The 19,557-nt window shown below is 64.7% G+C and carries 21 protein-coding genes; 9 read left to right on the top strand and 12 right to left on the bottom strand.

The features are described 5' to 3' along the window. From BKY26_RS00810 to BKY26_RS00830, 5 genes are all read left to right on the top strand, one after another. Window positions 1-378, top strand: a 378-nt coding sequence (locus BKY26_RS00810) for a DoxX-like family protein (protein ID WP_281249796.1), incomplete at its 5' end; no start/stop codon positions are given. After that, complete coding sequence (locus BKY26_RS00815; RefSeq protein ID WP_071688504.1) at window positions 378-851, top strand: DUF2269 family protein; 474 nt, start codon at window positions 378-380, stop codon at window positions 849-851. The genes BKY26_RS00810 and BKY26_RS00815, both read left to right, overlap by 1 nt. A 61-nt stretch (window positions 852-912) precedes the next feature. After that, entirely contained in the window at window positions 913-1,542 is a 630-nt protein-coding gene (locus tag BKY26_RS00820; protein WP_071688505.1) for a LysE family translocator, read from the top strand. 90 nt (window positions 1,543-1,632) lie between these two features. Beyond that, a complete protein-coding gene (locus tag BKY26_RS00825; protein ID WP_071688506.1) occupies window positions 1,633-2,301 on the top strand; it encodes a DUF2927 domain-containing protein in 669 nt (222 codons plus the stop codon). Between the two features lie 80 nt (window positions 2,302-2,381). Beyond that, window positions 2,382-2,921, top strand: a complete 540-nt coding sequence (locus tag BKY26_RS00830; RefSeq protein WP_071688507.1) for an adenine phosphoribosyltransferase — start codon at window positions 2,382-2,384, stop codon at window positions 2,919-2,921. On the opposite strand, the gene BKY26_RS00835 is transcribed toward BKY26_RS00830, so the two are convergent. From BKY26_RS00835 to coxB, 11 genes are all read right to left on the bottom strand, one after another. Continuing rightward, entirely contained in the window at window positions 2,918-3,694 is a 777-nt protein-coding gene (locus tag BKY26_RS00835) for a hypothetical protein (RefSeq protein ID WP_071688508.1), read from the bottom strand. The genes BKY26_RS00830 and BKY26_RS00835 overlap by 4 nt on opposite strands. A 244-nt stretch (window positions 3,695-3,938) precedes the next feature. Further along, a complete protein-coding gene (locus BKY26_RS00840) occupies window positions 3,939-5,360 on the bottom strand; it encodes an FAD-binding oxidoreductase (protein ID WP_071688509.1) in 1,422 nt (473 codons plus the stop codon). A gap of 8 nt (window positions 5,361-5,368) precedes the next feature. Then, window positions 5,369-5,953, bottom strand: coding sequence for a GNAT family N-acetyltransferase (locus BKY26_RS00845; protein ID WP_071688510.1), 585 nt, complete (start codon window positions 5,951-5,953; stop codon window positions 5,369-5,371). Further along, the gene (locus BKY26_RS00850) at window positions 5,953-7,215 is read right to left on the bottom strand and encodes a M16 family metallopeptidase (protein WP_071688511.1); all 1,263 of its coding nucleotides are present in this window, start codon (window positions 7,213-7,215) and stop codon (window positions 5,953-5,955) included. Before BKY26_RS00850 ends, BKY26_RS00845 begins: the two co-directional genes overlap by 1 nt. Beyond that, a complete protein-coding gene (thrC, locus tag BKY26_RS00855) occupies window positions 7,212-8,600 on the bottom strand; it encodes a threonine synthase (RefSeq protein ID WP_071688512.1) in 1,389 nt (462 codons plus the stop codon). Before thrC ends, BKY26_RS00850 begins: the two co-directional genes overlap by 4 nt. A 16-nt stretch (window positions 8,601-8,616) precedes the next feature. Beyond that, window positions 8,617-9,294 carry an SURF1 family protein gene (locus tag BKY26_RS00860; protein ID WP_071688513.1) on the bottom strand — a complete coding sequence of 226 codons (678 nt, stop codon included), beginning with the start codon at window positions 9,292-9,294 and terminating at the stop codon, window positions 8,617-8,619. Between the two features lie 144 nt (window positions 9,295-9,438). Beyond that, window positions 9,439-10,254 carry a cytochrome c oxidase subunit 3 gene (locus BKY26_RS00865; RefSeq protein ID WP_071688514.1) on the bottom strand — a complete coding sequence of 272 codons (816 nt, stop codon included), beginning with the start codon at window positions 10,252-10,254 and terminating at the stop codon, window positions 9,439-9,441. A gap of 20 nt (window positions 10,255-10,274) precedes the next feature. Next, on the bottom strand, window positions 10,275-10,850 hold the full coding sequence (locus BKY26_RS00870) for a cytochrome c oxidase assembly protein (RefSeq protein ID WP_071688515.1): 576 nt from the start codon (window positions 10,848-10,850) through the stop codon (window positions 10,275-10,277). Next, on the bottom strand, window positions 10,847-11,041 hold the full coding sequence (locus BKY26_RS00875) for a hypothetical protein (protein WP_071688516.1): 195 nt from the start codon (window positions 11,039-11,041) through the stop codon (window positions 10,847-10,849). The genes BKY26_RS00870 and BKY26_RS00875 overlap by 4 nt, the downstream gene beginning before the upstream one ends. A 1-nt stretch (window position 11,042) precedes the next feature. Further along, window positions 11,043-11,981, bottom strand: a complete 939-nt coding sequence (cyoE, locus tag BKY26_RS00880) for a heme o synthase (RefSeq protein WP_071688517.1) — start codon at window positions 11,979-11,981, stop codon at window positions 11,043-11,045. Window positions 11,982-12,052: 71 nt separating this feature from the next. Beyond that, window positions 12,053-12,940 carry a cytochrome c oxidase subunit II gene (coxB, locus tag BKY26_RS00885; RefSeq protein ID WP_071688518.1) on the bottom strand — a complete coding sequence of 296 codons (888 nt, stop codon included), beginning with the start codon at window positions 12,938-12,940 and terminating at the stop codon, window positions 12,053-12,055. A gap of 183 nt (window positions 12,941-13,123) precedes the next feature. On the opposite strand from coxB, the gene tldD reads away from it, so the two are divergent. The 3 genes from tldD to dprA all read left to right on the top strand — a co-directional run bounded on the left by tldD (window position 13,124) and on the right by dprA (window position 16,381). Further along, window positions 13,124-14,548 (top strand): metalloprotease TldD, encoded by a 1,425-nt coding sequence (gene tldD, locus BKY26_RS00890; protein WP_071688519.1) that lies wholly within the window; start codon window positions 13,124-13,126, stop codon window positions 14,546-14,548. A 100-nt stretch (window positions 14,549-14,648) separates the two neighbouring features. Beyond that, window positions 14,649-15,140 (top strand): GNAT family N-acetyltransferase, encoded by a 492-nt coding sequence (locus BKY26_RS00895; protein ID WP_071688520.1) that lies wholly within the window; start codon window positions 14,649-14,651, stop codon window positions 15,138-15,140. Between the two features lie 44 nt (window positions 15,141-15,184). Further along, complete coding sequence (dprA, locus tag BKY26_RS00900) at window positions 15,185-16,381, top strand: DNA-processing protein DprA (protein ID WP_083431263.1); 1,197 nt, start codon at window positions 15,185-15,187, stop codon at window positions 16,379-16,381. Here dprA and BKY26_RS00905 read toward each other — a convergent pair. Further along, on the bottom strand, window positions 16,348-16,779 hold the full coding sequence (locus BKY26_RS00905) for a hypothetical protein (RefSeq protein ID WP_071688521.1): 432 nt from the start codon (window positions 16,777-16,779) through the stop codon (window positions 16,348-16,350). The two genes, dprA and BKY26_RS00905, sit on opposite strands and share 34 nt — an antisense overlap. Window positions 16,780-16,900: 121 nt before the next feature. On the opposite strand from BKY26_RS00905, the gene topA reads away from it, so the two are divergent. Beyond that, complete coding sequence (topA, locus tag BKY26_RS00910; protein WP_071688522.1) at window positions 16,901-19,504, top strand: type I DNA topoisomerase; 2,604 nt, start codon at window positions 16,901-16,903, stop codon at window positions 19,502-19,504. Window positions 19,505-19,557: the final 53 nt, after the last annotated feature.

Genomic DNA, 19,557 nt, shown 5'->3' on the forward strand with positions numbered 1-19,557 from the left:
CACGCGCGGCTCTACCTGATGAAACCGGCGTTGAGGCTGATGCTCATCCTGCTTTGGCTCGTCTCGGGGCTGTTGGGCCTGTTCCTGCCCTCGCAAAGCTTTCTGCCGATGATCCCCGAGGGGATGCTGTCGGACCCCGTCCTGATCGTGCTGGCGCGGGCGGGCGGGGTGGCGGACCTGGCCTTGGCGGTTTTGCTGGCGGCAGCGTGGCGGCTGAAGCTGCTTGGCTGGCTGCAAATGGGATTGGTCACGGCCTATACTGTGACCTTCACTGTGCTCTCACCGGACCTGTGGCTGCTGCCGCTTGGCGGTCTGCTGAAGAACCTGCCGATCCTGGTTCTGATCTGGCTCTTCCTCGTGCTGGAGGAAGAACGCTGATGGACCCCTATCTGCTGGCCCGCTGGCTGCATATCCTGTCCTCGACGGTGCTGTTTGGCACCGGGATCGGCACCGCGTTCCAGATGGTCTGGGCGATGCGGACGGGCAAGGTGGAGACGGTGCATTCCGTGGCCTCCGGCGTGGTCTGGGCCGATTGGCTGTTCACGACGCCAGCGGGTATCGTCCAGCCGCTGACGGGGCTTTGGCTGGTCTACATCGCGGGGTATTCATTTGCGGAGCCTTGGTTGCTGGCGACCTACGCGCTCTACCTGCTGGCGTTCATCTGTTGGGCCCCGGTGGTGCATCTGCAGATCCGCATCCGCGATCTGGCGGGCGAGGCGCTGGCCACGGGCGCGCCCTTGCCCGCAGAGGCACGCCGCCTCTACCGCATCTGGTTCGCGCTTGGCTGGCCCGCTTTCGCTGCGCTGACCGGGGTGTTCTGGCTGATGGTCGCGCGCCCGGCGCTCTGGTAGGCGGCCTTGACGACTGGCAGTTTCCGGGGCTTGCTTGGATCAACAACACTCGGAGCCCCCCATGTCCTTCGATCTCTGGCTGGCCTTTGTCGCCGCCTCGACTGCCCTGTTGATCATCCCCGGCCCCACGGTCCTGTTGGTGCTGTCCTATGCGCTGAGCCAGGGGCGAAAGGTCGCCGTCGCCTCCGCCGCCGGGGTGGCGCTTGGGGATTTCGTGGCGATGACCGCCTCTCTGCTAGGTCTTGGAGCGTTGGTGCTGGCCTCGGCCACGCTGTTCACGGTGCTGAAATGGGTGGGGGCGGTGTACCTCATTTGGCTGGGGATCAAACTGATCCGGTCGGCGGGTGGCGCAACCCTGACAGAGCTGCCGGAAACCCACCGGATCACGCCCGCGCGGGTCTTTGGCCATAACGCGGCGGTCACGGCGCTCAATCCGAAATCCATCGCCTTCTTCATCGCCTTCGTCCCCCAGTTCCTGCGGCCCGAGCAACCGTTGATCCCGCAGTTTGCCATCCTGATCGGCACCTTCGTGACGCTGGCCGCGCTGAATGCTCTGGCCTATGCGCTGCTGGCCGATCAGTTGCGGTCCCGCATCGCGCGACCCGGCACCATCGCCTGGCTGACCCGCGCGGGTGGGGCCACGCTGATCGGGATGGGGGTTCTGACCGCCAGCCTGCGCCGTGCGACCTGACCAAAAGGGCGAGTCAGGACCGCAACAGCCCCGCGCAGATCGTGAACGTCCGGCTTGCCGAAACCACGGGCTTGCGGCATCCCTTTGCACATGAGCTTGCGTCTGATCCTTCCTGTGGCCCTTCTGGTCCTGCCCTCCATTGCGGCAGCACAAGAATTCATCACCGTGCCGCGCCGCCTGTCGGATGACGCGTTTTACCGGCTGGTGGCCTGCGCCGCGCCCCCCGGTGGCCCCTGCGGCAAGCCAGAAATTCGCTGGTCCGAGGAACGGCGCGTGTCGCTGACCGTGGGCATCGCCCAGATCGACGCGGGCTTTCCGAACTACAAGCTCGATCTCGTGGACGATGCAATCGACCGGGCGATTGCCGAGATCAACGCCGCCGGCGCCTATCTGGTGCTGGAACGGATCTACGAGGGCGAGCCCGACATCTCGATCTATCTGCTGGACACCCCGCAGGATGGCATCATCGCGGGGACCGGCAATACGGAACTGGACGGATCGGAGCTGTCGATCGGGCGCGTGGCGATCCGCTCGCGCGGAGGCGAAATCCAGGACGCGGCCATCGCCATTTCCCGCGACATCCAGCGAAGAGAGGTCGCGAGCGTGGTCCTTGAAGAACTGGTGCAGGCGCTTGGCCTGCCCACGGATATCCAGTCGCCCGCCTACCCTGACTCGATCTTCAACGAGAACTCCAACGCCGTGGTCTGGTTGCGCGGTCAGGACGCCATGGCCCTGCGGCGACATTACCCGCGCCTGTAACCGCGAAAAGGGGCTGCACCCTTCCCCGCCGGTCGCTATGTTGGCCCCCGCTGAACCTTAGCCATGAAAGGCCCGCTCTGATGCTCGATCAAAAGGTGGTCGCGGACTATATCCGCACGATCCCGGACTTCCCCCATGAAGGCATCATGTTCCGCGATGTGACGACGCTGTTCCTCGATCCGCGCGGCTTCCGGCTGGCCATCGACCAGCTTCTGGCGCCCTTCGTCGGGCGGCGCATCGACAAGGTCGCGGGGCTGGAGGCGCGGGGGTTCATCCTGGGCGGCGCGGTGGCGCACCAGCTGTCCGTGGGCTTCGTGCCGATCCGCAAGAAGGGCAAGCTGCCGGGCCGGACCATCGAGCAGGATTACACGCTGGAATATGCCAGCGCGACGGTCGAGATCCATGACGACTGCCTGCAGCCGGGCGAAACCGTGCTGCTGGTCGACGACCTGTTGGCCACGGGCGGCACCGCCGAGGCCGGGATCAAGCTGATCGAACGGTTGGGCGCGCAGGTGGTGGGCACCGCTTTCGTGGTGGACCTGCCGGATCTGGGCGGGCGCAAGCGGCTGGAGGCCATGGGCAGGTCCGTCCATACCCTATGCGCATTCGAGGGCGACTAGAGCCGCTTGCGGCGGCGGATCTCCTGCCACAGTTGCATCACCGACCAGGCGCTTTTGCCGACAATCTCGCCATCCAGGGCCACGCAGGACATGGCATCGGGGCAAGCCAGCCGCGTGCGGGCCTGTTCGGCGGTGCCGATGTGATCCAGCCGGGACAGGATCCCGGCCTCGCGGCCCATGGTCAGCAGGGCCTCGGCACGGCTTCGATTCCGGTCGCCATGTCCCAGGGTCTGGATCACCAGCCCCGGCCCCAACTGCGCTGCCCTGCTCCGCCAGTCCTGCGGCAGCAAGGGCAGCGCCACCGGCCCCTGCAGGACCAGCCCCCAAAGCTGCATTCCGCCAAGCGTCTGATCGACCACCCGGTAGCTCTGGCGGCGCAGCTCCGCGCGCATGTCCGGATCGTCCGAGTCGCGGAGCAGCATCAAAAGCGAGGAGAAGCCATAGTAGCGCGCCCAATCCTCGGCGACGCGCAGAAGCGCCCCGATGCCCACGCTCCGCCCGGCTGTCGCATCGACCCGCAGGCATTCGATCACCACCGACTGGTCGGCCTCCCGAATCGGGCGCCATGTGGCGCGGCCCGGAATGAACTCGATGAATCCACGCAACGGAGGGCGCAGCATGCGCACCTGAAGCCCCTCGCTCAGCCGGTCAATCAGCCAATCCCGCCCGGTTGGCAGATCCGGCCCGGCAAGACCCTGCTCAAGGCTCAGAAACCCGGTTCTGTCCAGGTTCGGCGGGGAAACGGTTATGACATTTCGCGGCACCCGCGCCATCGGGGCGATCCCTTGTCCGTTGCGGCCTGTGTTCCCACAGCCTAGCTGCACAGCCCGGAAATCCGCCTTGATCTGACGCAAATGCGCGACCGAGCCTCCCGTGAAAAAAGCCTGAGGCTTTACGATTGCTTAACCATTGGCCGGTTAGAAAGGCACTGTTCGTCACTCACGAACATTGTTGCTTGCTAACTCAAGACCCCAAGACGCCCCGTCACCCCCGGCGGGGCGTCACCCCTTCCAAGGTTCACTCAGCCCGCAGAACCGCGCCGGGGTTCATGATGCCGACAGGGTCCAGCGCCGTCTTGATCGCCCGCATCGCCGCAAGGCTGGCCGGGTCGCCATAGCGTTCCAGATCGCCCACTTTCAGCCGCCCGACCCCGTGTTCGGCGGAGACCGAGCCGCCCATCCGATGCACAAGGTCGTGGATCAGCCCCTTGACCTCTTCGCGCCGGTCGAGCCAGTTCTCACGCGGCTCTCCGCCAGGTGGGAACACGTTGTAATGAAGGTTCCCGTCCCCAAGATGACCGAAGGCATTGATGCGCACCGGCCCCAGATGCGCCACGCTCTGCCGGCCTTGCGCAAGAAAATCCGGGATCGCGCCAATGGGCACGGAAATATCGTGGCTGGAGATTGCCCCAACCCGCTTGTTGGCCTCGGGGATCGACTCGCGGATTGTCCAGAACTCCTGCCGCTGCGTCTCGGATCGGGAAATCAGCCCGTCCTGCACCAGCCCGGCCTCGGCCGCAGCCTCGAAGAGCGCCAGCAAAGCCTCGCCCGCGCTTTGACCCTGCGACACGCCAAGGTCGATCAGGCACATCCAGGCGGGTTTGTCTGCGAAGGGCTGGCGGATCTGCGGCCCGACCTCGTCGAGGAACTCCAGCCCGGCGCGGGCAATCAGCTCGAACGCTGACAGGCCATCGCCCACCAGATCACGCGCCAGATCCAGCAGGCGCAGCGCGTCGGCGGGGCTGTCCACCACCATCAGCGCAGTGGCCTGATCGGCGGGGCGCGGCACCAGCCGCAGGCAGGCGGCGGTGATGATGCCAAGCGTGCCCTCCGCCCCGATCAGCAGGTGACGCAGGTCATAGCCGAGGTTATCCTTGCGCAGCCCCTTTAGCCCATGCAGCACCTCGCCCGAGGGCAGTACGGCCTCGATCCCCAGAACCAGATCGCGGGCATTGCCATAGCGCAGCACATTCACCCCGCCCGCATTGGTGGACAGCAGCCCGCCGATCCGGGCGGAGCCTTCGCTGGCGAGCGACAGGGGAAAGAGCTTGCCCGCCCCCTCCGCCGCCGCCTGCACATCGGCCAGGATCGCCCCGGCCTCCACCGTCAGTGTGCCTGCCAGCGGGTCCAGCCCGCGCGTGCCCGTCATCCGTTCCAGGCTGATCACCAGCGGCGCGGGGCCATCCCACGCCACCTGCCCGCCAACCAGTCCGGTGCCGCCACCATAGGGCACAACGGGAACACGCGCAGCAGCAGCATGGCGGATCAGGGTTGCAACGTCATCGGTGCTGCGCGGACGGGCGAGCGCCCCGGCCTGACCGTGGTAGAGGCCGCGGGGCTCAGACAGGTAGCGCGGCTCTGCATGGCTCAGTGCACCCTCGGGCAGATCGGCGGCAAGCCGGGCGATAAAGGCAGCATCGGCGGGGTTAAGCTGGGTCATCACCGCCCCTAACCTGCGTCGGACCGTCCGCGCCGGTCATTCCTCAGCATGGCGTAGAGCACATGATTGCGCCAGCGCCCGTTGATCTGCAGATAGCTTTGCGCCACGCCCTCATACTTGAACCCCGCCTTTTCCAGCACCCCACGCGAGGGCGTGTTTTCCGGCAGGCAGGCGGCCTCCAACCGGCTGAGGTCGAGGTCGCGGAAGGCATAATGGGCCACGGCCTGAATGGCCTCCAGCATATAACCCTGTCGTTGAAACGGTGCGCCGATCCAATAGCCAAGCGTGCCCGCCTGTGCCGGCCCGCGACGGATATTGTCCAGCGTGATCGCCCCGACAAGCGCGTCATCGGTCCGACGGATCAGGAACAGCGGCACCGCGCTGCCATTGCCCATGGATCGTTGCGCCCAGTAGACCCGGTTGGTGAAGCTTTTGCGGGTCAGATGATCTGCGGCCCAGGTGGGTTCCCATGGTTGCAGGAAGTCGGCGGAATGGTCCCTCAGGCTGGCCCAGGCCCGATAATCCGAATGAACCGGAAGGCGCAGGCTCATACGCTCGGTTTCAATGCGGAGTCTCTTCTTGCGGGCAATCATCAGGCGGCCAGACGCTCCACCAATTCGGCAACGCGGGGGCCACGGTCCACGGGACCATAAAGCGCCATGGCAGCCCGGCCCGAGCCCACAAGGGACGCCGCATGATCGCGCACGGCGGCGCGGTCGACGGCGTCGATCCGGTCGATGCTTTCCTGAAGCGGCGGCACCCGGTCCCAGATCGCCACCAGCCGCGCAAGACGTTCGGCCCGAGCCGAGGGGCTTTCCAGCCCCATCAGCATGCCGGCCTTCATCTGCGCGCGGGCGCGGTCGATCTCCGCCTCGGTCAACCCGTCAACGGACCGGCGCACCTCTTCTATGGTGAGATCCGACAACGCGGCCAGATCCTCGCCCCCCGTGCCCGCGTAGATCGTCATCAGCCCGGTGTCGTCATAGGCCCCGACCTGGCTGAAGATCGTATAGCACAGGCCGCGCTTTTCGCGGATTTCCTGAAACAGCCGCGAGGACATGCCGCCGCCAAGCGCGGTGGCGTAGATCTGCGCGGTGTAGATATCGTTGGACCGGTAGCCTGGGGCCTCCAGCGCCAGTGTGAAATGCGCCTGTTCCAGCTGCTTGACCTCGCGCCGCTCACCGCCATGAAAGACGCCGGGCAGCGCGGAAGAGACCTTGACGGCGGGCAGGTGGCCGAAAGCTTCCTCGGCAAGACGCACGATCTCGGCGTGATCGACGGCCCCGGCGGCAGAGAGGATCATCTGCCCCGGCCCGTAGTGTTCTGCCACGAAGCGTTGCAGATCAGGCTTGTCGAAGGCCTTCACCCTGTCCACCGGGCCTAGGATCGTCCGGCCAAGCGGCTGTTCGGGATAGGCCACCTCTTGCAGCCAGTCGAAGATGATGTCGTCGGGCGTATCGAGCGCCTGCCCGATTTCCTGAAGGATAACCCCGCGTTCAACCTCGATCTCGCGCGGGTCGAAGACGGGGTTCAGCAGGATGTCGGAAATCAGGTCAATCGCCAGTGGCACGTCATCCTTGAGGACGCGGGCATAATAGGCCGTGACCTCGCGGCTGGTATAGGCGTTGATATAGCCGCCCACATCCTCGATTTCCTCGGCGATCTGCAATGCGCTGCGCCGCTTGGTGCCCTTGAAGGCCATGTGTTCGAGGAAATGGGCAATGCCGTTCTGTTCGGGCAGTTCATGCCGCCCGCCCGCGTTGACCCAGATGCCGATGGCCGCCGATTGCAGCGCCGGCATATGCTCGGTCACCACGCGAAGACCATTGGCGAGGGTATGAAGCTGCACGGTCAAGCGGCGCGCTCCTTCCTCACGAGGGCCTGAAGAGAGGCGAGGTCGTTTTCCACCCGGGTCACGCGTTCTTCCCGGTCGAAGAGGTCCGCCATGCGCGCGGGCAGGCCGGGGCGGATGCCGCTGGCCTGTTCCACCGCATCGGGGAATTTCGCCGGGTGGGCGGTGGCGAGCGTGATCATCGGCGTGGCGCCCAGATGATCCTGCGCGACATGGACGCCAACTGCGCTGTGCGGGCACAGAAGCTCGCCCATTTCCGCATTCGCGCGGGTGATCATGGCAAGCGTTTCTTCCTCGGAACAGCGACCCGAGGCAAAGAGCCCGCGCAGCCGTTCAAGCGCGCCTTGGGAAATCTTGAACCCGCCCTGCCCTTTCAACTCGTCCATCAACTGCGCCACCGCCCCGCCGTCGCGGTCGTAGACATCGAAGAGCGCCCGTTCGAAGTTGGAGGAGACCTGGATATCCATCGAGGGGCTGATCGAGGGGGTGACACCGTGGGTTTCATAGGCCCCGCCCGACAAAGCCCGGTGCAGAATGTCGTTCTGGTTGGTGGCGATCACCAGCTTCTCGATCGGCAGCCCCATGCGCTTGGCGATGTAGCCCGCGAAGATGTCGCCGAAATTGCCCGTGGGCACGGTGAAGCTGACCGCGCGATGCGGCGCGCCGAGAGATACGGCGGCGGTGAAGTAGTAGACGACCTGCGCCAGAACCCGCGCCCAGTTGATCGAGTTCACGCCTGCCAGATGCACCTCATCGCGGAAGGCGTGGTCGTTGAACATGTCCTTTAGCCGCGCCTGGCAATCGTCGAAATCGCCGGTCAGCGCGAGGGCATGGGCATTGGCCTCGCTCACCGTCGTCATCTGGCGGCGCTGCACGTCGCTGACCCGGCCATGGGGGAACAGGATGAACACATCCACGTTGTCGAGACCCCGGAACGCCTCCATCGCTGCGGACCCGGTATCGCCCGAGGTCGCGCCGACGATGGTCACCCGCTTGCCGGAGCGACTGAGAGACGCCTGAAACAGCTGGCCGATCAGCTGCATGGCGAAGTCCTTGAAGGCGAGCGTGGGCCCGTGGAACAGCTCCAGCAGGAAATGGTTGGGGGCAAGCTGCACCATGGGGGCACGCGCGGCATGGCCGAAGCCCGCATAGGCGCGCGTAATGATGTCGGCGAATTCCTCGTCCGTGAAGGCGTCGCCAATGAAGGGGCGCATCACGCGGAAGGCGACCTCTTCATAGGAAAGACCAGCCAGCGCGGCGATATCGGCGTGACTCATGGTCGGGATTTCTACGGGCACGTAAAGCCCCCCGTCGCGGGCCAGCCCGGTCAGCATCGCTTCTTCAAAACTCAGGTCCGGGGCCGCGCCCCTGGTCGAGACATAACGCATGGGTAATTCAGTGCCTTCAGTTCGCTCGCCTGCTGATACGCCAGACGAGGTAGAGTGTCATCCCCAACCACACGGCTGCCAGCAGAAACCAGGTGATCGCGTAGGACAAGTGGTCGTTTGGAATCGCGCCGCTGTCCACGGGGAAGGGCGTCACGCCGAGGTCCGTTTGCGGCGGATCGCGCAATACCAGCAGGACCGGCTCGGTGTTCAGCGCCTCGGCCATTGCCGGGATGTCGCGGGCGAACCAGATTCCGGCCTGCAAATCGGGCGCCGGGGTCTGATTGCCGATTTCATCTGGCCAGTGCAGGTTGCCCACCAGATCGGCGGGGACATTGCCCTCGCGCGGTGTCTCGCGTTCGGTTTCCCGCACGAAACCCATGTCGATCAGGATGCGCCGCCCGTCCTCGGTCTCGAAATCGCGGATGATGCGAAAGACCGGCCCGGCATTGCGCAGCGAGGCGAGGATGGTGATTTCGCCTTCCCCGATCATGCCGGACACAGCCACCGGCAGGAACTGGTCCCGCTCTTCGGTCGGCGTCTCTGGCAGGTCCACGGGCGCGGCCACGATCCGCGCGTCGATATCGGCCAGCAACGCCTGTTTCCACGCCAGCCGGTCGACCTGCCAGAAGCCAAGCCAAAGCAGGATGGCGCAGCCCACCACCCCGAACAGCAAAGGCAAGATCACCCGTTTCATTTCGTGTTTCCCTGACAGGAAAAGGCCGACCCCGTGGCCGGCCCTTTGGTTCGTTCCAAGGCAGTCACGCCTGTTCACCAGTCCCCGGCAAGACCACGCATCGCCGGATCAGGTCAGGCCGCCCCGCACAGGCGGCCCGAAGGGTTAGAGGGTCGACTGACCCCAGATGTAGACGGCGAAGAACAGGAACAGCCAGACGACGTCCACGAAGTGCCAGTACCAGGCGGCGGCCTCGAAGCCCGCGTGACGCTCGGGGGTGAAGTCGCCCGCGATGGCGCGGAACAGGCAGACGGCCAGGAAGATCGTCCCGATGATCACGTGAAGACCGTGGAACCCGGTGGCCATGAAGAAGGTGCCGTAGAAGCGGTCGCCGCCGAAGCTCCAGCCTTCATGGGCGATCAGTTCCCAGTATTCATAGGCCTGAAGGGCGGTGAAGAACAGGCCGAGGATGATGCCGATGGACAGGCCCCAGATCAGATCCTTGCGGTTGTTTTCATGCACAAGCGCGTGGTGGGCCCAGGTCACTGCACAGCCGGACAGCAGCAGAACCAGCGTGTTCATCAGCGGCAGGTGGAAGGCGTCGACCACGTGAATGTCAGGGGTCACGTAGGTTGAGCCCTCATATTCGCTCATCGGGTAGAGCATGTGCTTGAAGAACGCCCAGAACCACGCGAGGAAGAACATCACCTCCGAGATGATGAACAGGATGAAGCCATAGCGCAGACCGATCCGCACCACGGGGGTGTGGTCGACACCGCCATTGCCCTCGGCGACCATGTCCTTCCACCAGCCGAACATGACGTAGAGAACACCGACAAAGCCGATGGCAAACAGCCACGGGCCGCTGCCCGAGATCCACAGGACCGCACCGAACAGCATCAGGAAGGCCGCGACGGCCCCCAGGAACGGGTAAATCGAGGGTGTGAGAATATGATAGTCGTGGTTTTTAGCGTGGGCCATTTTGCGCGGTCCTTCCGTGGTCACTCACTGTCGCCATCTAGCGCGGCGTATTCGTCTTCGGGCAAGTCCGTTTCGTAGAACGTATAGGACAAGGTTATTGCGGGGATGTGGCTCGCTTCGGGATCGTCGACGATCTCGGGGTCCACATAGAAGGTGACAGGCATTTCAACCCGCTCGCCGGGGTCGAGGATCTGCTCGGTAAAGCAGAAACACGCGATCTTTGAGAAATAGCCCCCCGCCACATAGGGCGTGACGTTATAGGTCGCGGTTCCGGCAATCGGCCGGTCTGTGGGGTTATAGGCGGTATAGAAGGCCATGCCGGTTTCGCCGATGCGGATTTCCATCGGCTCGGACGGCGCTTCGAATTCCCATTCCATGTTGTGATCGAGCGACGCGTCGAAGCGGATCAGGATGGTCTGGTCGAGGATCACATCGCTGCCGGTTTCAGACACCGATGTGGTGCCCCCGAACCCGGTGACGCGGCAGAACAGATCGTAAAGCGGCACCGAGGCGAAGCCGAGCGCCAGCATGAAGCTGACCACGCCGACCAGCTTCCACACGGTCTTGCTGTAGTTCGGAGTCGGCTGATCGGTCATTGGCTTTCCCCCTCGCTTTGCGTGATCGACGGGCGCACCGAATGATCGAACGCCTCGACGGAGCCGCCATTGCGGATTTTGGACATGGTCAGCAGGAAGACGATGGCGACAAACCCCAGAAGGGTCAGCGCGACGCCCAGATTGCGACCGAAACGGCGCTTGTGAATCTCGTGGGTCTCGGTGATCGGCATCTTACCAGCCCCCCAACCCGAAGCTGCTCAGACCGGCCTCGGCCAGCAGCGCCCCGAAATGCAGGAACAGATAGAGCAGCGAAAAGCGGAAGACCTTCTTCTCGGTCTTGTAGTCGTCCTCCAGCGCCTGAGCCTCAGTGCGCTTCCAGATGTCATAGCCGCCCTTGACGAACATCAGGTTCAGCACCACCGCAGCCGCCATGTAGACCGGCCCGCCAATGGAGGTGAGGCCGGTGGCGATGGCAACGGGGGCCAGCAGCAAGGTGTAGACGAGGATCATCTTGCGGGTGTGCGGCCGGCCATGGGTCACGGTCAGCATCGGCACCTTGGCCTCGTCGTAGTCGGACTTCATGAACAGCGCCAGCGCCCAGAAATGGGGCGGCGTCCACATGAAGATCAGCGCGAACATCAGCACGGATTCGACCGACACGCCACCGGTTGCCACGGCCCATCCGATCATCGGGGGGAAGGCACCGGCAGCGCCGCCGATGACGATATTCTGTGGCGTAGAGCGTTTCAGCCAGACCGTGTAGACGAAGGCATAGAAGAAAATCGTGAAAGCCAGGAAGCCGGCAGCGAACCAGTTGGCGGCGAGACCCAGCATCACCACGGACAGGGCCGACAGCCAAAGCCCGAGGCTCAAAGCCTCACCGGGGGCCACGCGGCCCGAGGGGATCGGGCGCGACTGCGTGCGCTTCATCACCTGGTCGATGTCGCGGTCATACCACATGTTCAGCGCGCCGGACGCACCGCCACCAAGGGCAATGAACAGGATCGCGGTGAAGGCATCGACCGGCGGCACGCCGACCGGCGCGACCATCAGCCCCACGAAGGCCGTGAACACGACAAGCGACATCACGCGGGGCTTGAGCAGGGCGACATAATCGCCGAACTGCGCCTCTTGCGGGGTGCTGCTGGTATTCGCGGTGAAATCGCTCATCTCGGGCCTGTGTTGCTGGATTGGGATTGATCACGGACGGGGACAGGGCCGCCCGTGACCAGTGATCTAGCTTAGTCTTCGACCGAAGCCAGTTCGATATCGCCCGCGATGGAGCCATCCATCAGCGATGCGAAATCGGTGCCGCCACCGGCGAGCCAGGCTTCGTATTCTTCGGTGGTCACGGCCATGACAGTGATCGGCATGAAGGCGTGGTTCAGGCCGCAAAGCTCGGAACACTGGCCGAAATAGATGCCTTCGTTGCCTTCATCGACCTCGAACCACAGTTCCGCCAGGCGGCCCGGAACACCGTCCTGCTTCACACCGAAGGAGGGGATCGTCCAGCTGTGAATCACGTCAGAGGCGGTCACCTGCATCACGATGGTCTGACCGGTCGGCACGACAACGGCGGTGTCGGTGGCCAGCAGGTATTCATCCTGGCTGTAGCCATGTGCTTCCAGTTCGTCGCGGGCCAGCATGTAGCTTGCGAAGTCGATATCGGTGCCGGGGTATTCGTAGCTCCAGTACCACTGATGACCGGTCGCCTTGATCACAACATCGCCTTCCGGAATCTCCTGCTGGTTGAACAGGACCGGCAGCGAGAAGGCCCCGATGAACACAAGGATGCCAAGCGGCACCAGCGTCCAGGTCACTTCGATCGGGGTGTTGTGGCTGAAGGTTGCCGGGGTCGGGTTGGACCGGGCGTTGTAACGCAGGATAACCCAGATCAGCAGCGCCAGCACGAAGATACAGATCGCGGCGATGATGTAGAGGATCATGCCATTGAGGAAATGAATCTGCTCGGCCAGGCTGGTGGCTGCAGGCTGCCAGCCGATGCCCGCCGGTTCCGGCGCGCCAATGACTTCCAGTCCTTCGGGTGCGGTTTGCGCGGCGGCCATGCCAGCGGCGAATGTTGCACCAATACCGGCCCAGAGGCCGTTCAGCTTCTTGAGAAGTTGCATTCTTATCGTCCTGTCCTTGCGGGGATCGGCCGGATCGGCCACGCTCACCCCCGTTGCGTCTATCTGGTGTAGAACCATATAGATGGGATCGTGACAAGACAGTGGTGAAAAATGTCTCACCTCGTTGATTGTCCGGTTTTGGTTGACACAGATCATTTTCGGCTTGGAAAGGTCCCTCCCCCCATGACCCAAAGCGCTGCCTTCCGCCCCTTCGAGACCCAGCTCGACAAGGACGCGGCCCTGTCCATCCTGCGCGCGGCAACCGACGGGGCCGATGACGGAGAACTGTTTCTGGAGCGCAAACGCTCGGAAATGCTGCTGTTCGACGACGGAAGGGTCAAAACCGCGAGCTATGACGCCTCCGAGGGCTTCGGCCTGCGCGCCGTGCGGGGCGAGGTCGCGGGCTATGCCCATTCCACCGAAATTTCCGAAGCCGCGCTAATCCGTGCGTCGGAAACCGCACGTCTGGCTGTGGGGGAAGGCGGAGGCACCTGGGCCGATGCGCCGCAGGCCACGAATCGCCGTCTCTATACCGATGCGGACCCGATGGCAGGGGCGGGATTCGGGGCCAAGCTCGACATCCTGAAAGAGGTCGACGCCTACGCCCGTGGGCTGGACCCTCGGGTTGTGCAGGTCTCGGTCAGCCTTGCCGCGTCCCATCAGGAGGTCGAGATCCTGCGCCCCGATGCCGTGCACGTGACTGACGCGCGCCCGATGATCCGCGTCAACGTCTCGGTCATTGTCGAAGAAAACGGACGCCGCGAATCCGGCAATGCCGGTGGTGGCGGCCGGGTAGAGCTTGGGGACTGGCTCGACCTTGCCAACTGGCAGGCACTGGCGCGCGAGGCTTTGCGCATTGCCGTGGTCAATCTCGGCGCGGTTCCGGCCCCGGCGGGCATCATGGACGTGGCGCTTGGCCCCGGCTGGCCCGGCATCCTGCTGCACGAGGCCGTGGGCCACGGGTTGGAGGGCGACTTCAACCGCAAGAAGAGTTCCGCCTTCGCGGGCCTCATGGGCAAACAGGTGGCGGCAAAGGGCGTGACTGTTCTGGACGATGGCACCATCCCCGACCGGCGCGGCTCGATCACCGTGGATGACGAGGGCACGCCAAGTTCCAAAACAACGCTCATCGAGGACGGCATCCTCGTGGGCTTCATGCAGGACCGGCAGAACGCCCGGCTGATGGGGGTGCCCGCCACCGGCAACGGACGCCGCGAAAGCCATTCCCACGCCCCCATGCCGCGCATGACCAACACCTATATGCTCGGGGGCGACACCGACCCCGGCGATATCGTGGCCGAGGTCAAGGACGGCATCTATGCCGTGGGCTTCGGCGGTGGTCAGGTCGATATCACCAACGGCAAATTCGTGTTCAGCTGTACCGAGGCTTACCGGGTCGAAAACGGCAAGGTCGGCGCGCCGGTCAAGGGTGCCACGCTGATCGGCGACGGCGCCACGGCGCTGAACCAGATCCGCGCCATCGGCAATGACATGGCGCTCGATCCCGGCATGGGGACCTGCGGAAAGGCGGGCCAGTGGGTGCCTGTCGGCGTGGGCCAGCCAACGCTGCTGATCGGCGGGTTGACCGTCGGAGGTTCGGCAGCATGAGACCCTGCGTGGGCGGACTTTTGCGGGCCGATGCGATGTGGACATTCCGTCGTGCGGGTGCTGGCCGGGCGTCACATCCTTGCACGCCGCTGACAGCCTGATGACGTCCCTGCCCCCGCTTCGCCCCGCGCGCGCCGAGGATGTTCCGGCGCTGGCCCGGCTCTGGCACGTGGGCTGGCACGAGGCCCACGCCGCCTACACACCACCTGCCCTGACGGCCCTCAGGACGGAAGAAGACTTTGCCCGGCGTCTCGTCGCCCTGCTGCCCGACACGATCATGGCGGGTGACGATCCCGCCCTCGGCTTCTGTGCAATCCGCGATGATGAGATCTACCAGCTATACGTGGCGCCGGAAGCCCGTTCGAACGGGCTTGCCGCCCGGTTGCTGGCCGATGGCGAAGACCGGTTGGCGCGGCGCGGTGTCGGGCTGGCGCGGCTCGACATCGGGGTTGGAAACCACCGCGCGGCACGCTTCTATAAACGGCAGGGCTGGGAAGAGACCGGCGCAGGCGAGGCCGAGGTAGACAGCTCTGCCGGGCCCTTCCGCCTGAAACTACGCTTCTTCGCCAAACGCGTTGCTCTCGACCCGTAAACCGCCTGTTAACCCTTTGCCGCCTAACCTTCCGACTCATGTGGATGGACAGCGAAACAGGTTTCCATGAGGCGGCGACCGCCTATCGCCCCGGCCCCTCGGCCGACAATGCCGACAGGCTGGCACGGCTGCGGCTGATCCGGTCGCGCCGGGTCGGGCCTGCGACGTTCCGCCGGATGATGGCCGAACATGGCGGCGCAGAGGCTGCCCTTGCCGCGTTACCGGAGGTTGCGAAACAGGCCGGGGTCGAGGGGTATGAGGTCTGCTCGGAGGCCGCGGCGCTGGCAGAGGTTAAGGCCGCTCGACGCTTGGGCGCTCGGATGCTCGGCCTTGGCGATCCGGGCTATCCCGCCGATCTGGCCGACTGTGCCGATGCGCCACCGATCCTCTGGGCCCTCGGCGACACGCGGCTGCTGGCCCGCCCGATGCTGGCCATGGTCGGCACCCGCAATGCCTCGTCCCTCGGCAGCCGCATGGCGCGCAAGCTGGCGGCGGACCTTGCGGAGGCAGGGTTTGTCATCGTCTCGGGCCTTGCGCGCGGCATCGACGCACTGGCCCATCACGCGGCACTGGCAAAGGGCACAATCGCCGTGCAGGCGGGCGGGCTCGACGTGATCTACCCGGCGGAAAATACCGATCTCGCCCATGACATCGCAAAACAGGGTCTGCGCCTGTCCGAACAGCCGTTCGGGCTGGACCCGCAAGCGCGTCATTTCCCGCAGCGAAACCGTATCGTGTCGGGCCTTGCCCGCGCCGTGATCGTGGTGGAGGCGGCGGCGCGGTCCGGCTCGCTGATCACCGCCCGCAATGCGCTCGATCAGGGGCGGGAGGTGCTGGCCGTCCCCGGCCACCCGATGGACACCCGCGCCTCTGGCTGCAACAGGTTGCTGCGCGACGGGGCCACCTTGGTGCGCGGCGCCGAGGACGTGATCGAGGCCATCGGGCCGGCAGAGAAACGCGCCCGCCAGCCCCACCTGCCGCTTGCGGAGATTCCGGAACTGCCCAAACAGCCCGAACGCGACTGGCGCGACCGGGCGGCGCTCAATTCCCGCATCCTGTCCCAGCTTGGCCCCGCCCCCGTGGCGGAGGACCAATTGCTGCGAGATCTGGGCATCAGCCCATTCGAGGCCGCCGCCGTCCTGTCCCGAATGGAACTGGAGGGGGCCGTGCAGCGTCAGCCCGGCGGGCTGATTTCATTGGCCGCCGCTCAGCAGAGCGGTTCGGGGAAGAAATCCCCGTAGTTGCGGCAGTCCCAGCCCCACCACCAGGCATCTGTCGCGCCGATGGAATACTCGACGATCTGCCAATAGGTACCGGGTCGATACAGGTACGCCTGCACCGTCGGCCCGTCGATCAGGTCGGGGGGGATGCCCTCGACCGTCACCAATGGCGAGGACGCCAGGTCAATCGGCGCGCCGCCCGGGCGCTGTGCGGTCAGGTTGGCGACTGCACGGCGGCCGTCGACCAACAACGTCTCGACCACGAATTCCACCGGGCCGCCGAAACGCGGTTCCACATCGCGACGCAATGTATCGAGCAACTCGGCGCGCAGGGCGCTGCCGCGCGGGGGCTCGACCGGGTCGGCAAGGGCCATGGGGGCAAGGCAAATCGAATGGGCCAGGGTCAGAAAAAATCTCATGCGGAAAATCCCAAAGGTTGAATGGCCGCATTGTCTTTTTCCGATAGCGCATTGACAAGCCCTGCCAGAGCGACACATGTTCCCGCGCCACCCGTTATCCGTTGTCCAGAGGTCATTTTGAATGCCAGTCGTCGTCGTCGAATCCCCGGCTAAAGCCAAGACAATCAACAAATATCTCGGGGATGACTTCACCGTTCTGGCCTCTTACGGCCATGTGCGCGACCTGCCGCCGAAGGACGGGTCGGTCGACCCGGATCAGGATTTCGAAATGCTGTGGGAGGTCGGAAACGACTCAAAGAAGCATGTCAAAGCCATCGCCGACGCGCTCAAAACCGATGACAAACTCATCCTCGCGACCGACCCCGACCGCGAGGGCGAGGCGATTTCGTGGCATTTGCAGGAAGCCCTGACCAAGCGCCGCGCGATCAAGAAATCGACCGAAGTCAGCCGCGTCGTCTTCAACGCGATCACCAAGACCGCCGTGACCGAGGCGATGAAGAACCCCCGGCAGGTGGATGAACCGCTGGTCGAGGCATACCTCGCCCGCCGCGCGCTCGATTACCTCGTGGGTTTCAAGCTGAGCCCGGTCCTTTGGCGCAAGCTGCCCGGCGCGCGCTCTGCCGGGCGGGTGCAGTCGGTCTGCCTGCGGCTGATCGTCGAACGCGAGATGGAGATCGAAGCCTTCAATCCGCGCGAATACTGGTCGGTGCGGGCCGTGCTGGAAACCCCGCGCGGGCAGACATTTGAGGCCCGCCTGACCACACTCGGCGGCAAGAAGCTCGACCGCTACGATCTCGACAACCAGGCCGCCGCAACCATGGCAGTACAGGCGGTGTCGTCGCGGGCGCTGTCCGTCGCGTCGGTCGAGGCCAAGCCCTCGACCCGCAATCCCTCTGCGCCCTTCATGACCTCAACCCTTCAGCAGGAGGCCAGCCGCAAGTTCGGTTTCGGCGCGCGCCAGACGATGAACGCGGCGCAGCGGCTCTATGAGGCCGGGCATATCACCTATATGCGGACCGATGGGATCGACATGGCGCCCGAAGCCGTGGCCGCCGCCCGCGATGCGATCAAGGATCGCTACGGGGCGGACTACCTGCCCTCCTCCCCCCGCATCTACAAGAACAAGGCCAAGAACGCCCAGGAAGCCCACGAATGTATCCGCCCTACGGATATGTCAAAGGATCCCGCCAGCCTGCGCGTCTCCGAGGCCGATCAGAAGAAGCTCTATGACCTCATTTGGAAGCGCACCATCGCCAGCCAGATGGAGGCCGCGCGGCTGGAACGCACCACGGTCGGTATCAGCAGCGATGACGACCAGGTCGTTCTGCGCGCCACCGGGCAGGTGGTGATGTTCGACGGGTTCATGAAGGTCTATGAGGAAGGCCGCGACGACGATGCGGGATCGGACGAGGACCGCCGCCTGCCGCAGATCAGCCAAGGCGACAAGCTGGGGAAGGTTGGCCGCGCGATGGCCGAGGAACATGCCCGCCTGACCACTGACGGCAAGGCGCTGATGTCGGACGATGGCGCGGTTCTGGGCCAGCAGCATTTCACGCAGCCGCCCCCGCGCTACACCGAGGCGACACTTGTGAAAAAGATGGAGGAGCTTGGGATCGGGCGGCCTTCCACCTACGCCTCGGTCATCACCACGATCCAGGACCGCGAATATGTGCGGAAAGACAAGAACCGCCTTTTCCCCGAGGATAAGGGCCGGATCGTCACGATCTTCCTGCTGAACTTCTTCCGCAAATATGTGGGGTACGAATTCACCGCAGAACTGGAGGAGGAGCTGGACGAAATCTCCGCCGGGGACCTCAATTACAAGGCGGTTCTGGCGAAGTTCTGGCGCGATTTCTCTGCCGCCATCGCCGAGACGTCAGAGCTGCGGATTACCGAGGTGCTGGACAAGCTGGACGAGGCGCTGGCCCCGCAGCTTTATCCGCCGCGTGAAGATGGCACCGACCCGCGTCAGTGCCCGCTTTGCGGGGAAGGCAGCCTGCATCTGAAAACCTCGCGCACCGGCGGCTTTGTCGGCTGCTCTCGCTACCCCGAATGCCGTTACACCCGCCCGATCGGTGGCGATGCGGATGCTCAGGCGGGCGACAAGGTGCTTGGGTATGATGAGGGCGAGGCTGTCACGCTGCGCTCTGGCCGGTTCGGGCCTTACGTGCAGAAGGGAGAGGCCACCGAGGAAAACAAGAAGCCGCCGCGCGCGTCCCTGCCCAAGGGGTGGTCGGCCGACGCGATGGACCTCGAAAAGGCGCTGACGCTGCTCAGCCTGCCGCGCGAAATCGGGCCGCACCCGGAAGACGGCAATATGATCAGCGCCAATTTCGGGCGCTTCGGGCCTTACGTGATGCATACGGCGGCAGATGCCGAGAAGCCCACCTATGCCAATCTGCGCGACCCCAATGACGTGTTCGAGATCGGCATGAACCGGGCGGTGGAGCTATTGGCCGAGAAACGCTCTCGCGGGCCGGGCCGGGGCCGCACGGCGGTTGCACCGCTCAAAGAACTGGGCGAATACCCGGATCGCGGCGGCGCGGTCAATGTGATGGAGGGCCGCTACGGGCCTTACGTGAAATGGGAAAAGGTAAACGCCACCATCCCCAAGGACGTGAAGCCCGAGGATGTGACCATGGAGATGGCCATCGAGCTGATCGTCGAACGCGAGGCCAAGGGCGGCAAGAAGAAGCCCGCGCGCAAGAAAGCCGCGAAGAAGTAGATTTCGGAGGCCTTTCAGGAACAAAAACCGGCATGTCAGGACGGGACGGGTTG

The organism is Nioella sediminis (genome assembly GCF_001879695.1).
GTDB lineage: Bacteria > Pseudomonadota > Alphaproteobacteria > Rhodobacterales > Rhodobacteraceae > Nioella > Nioella sediminis.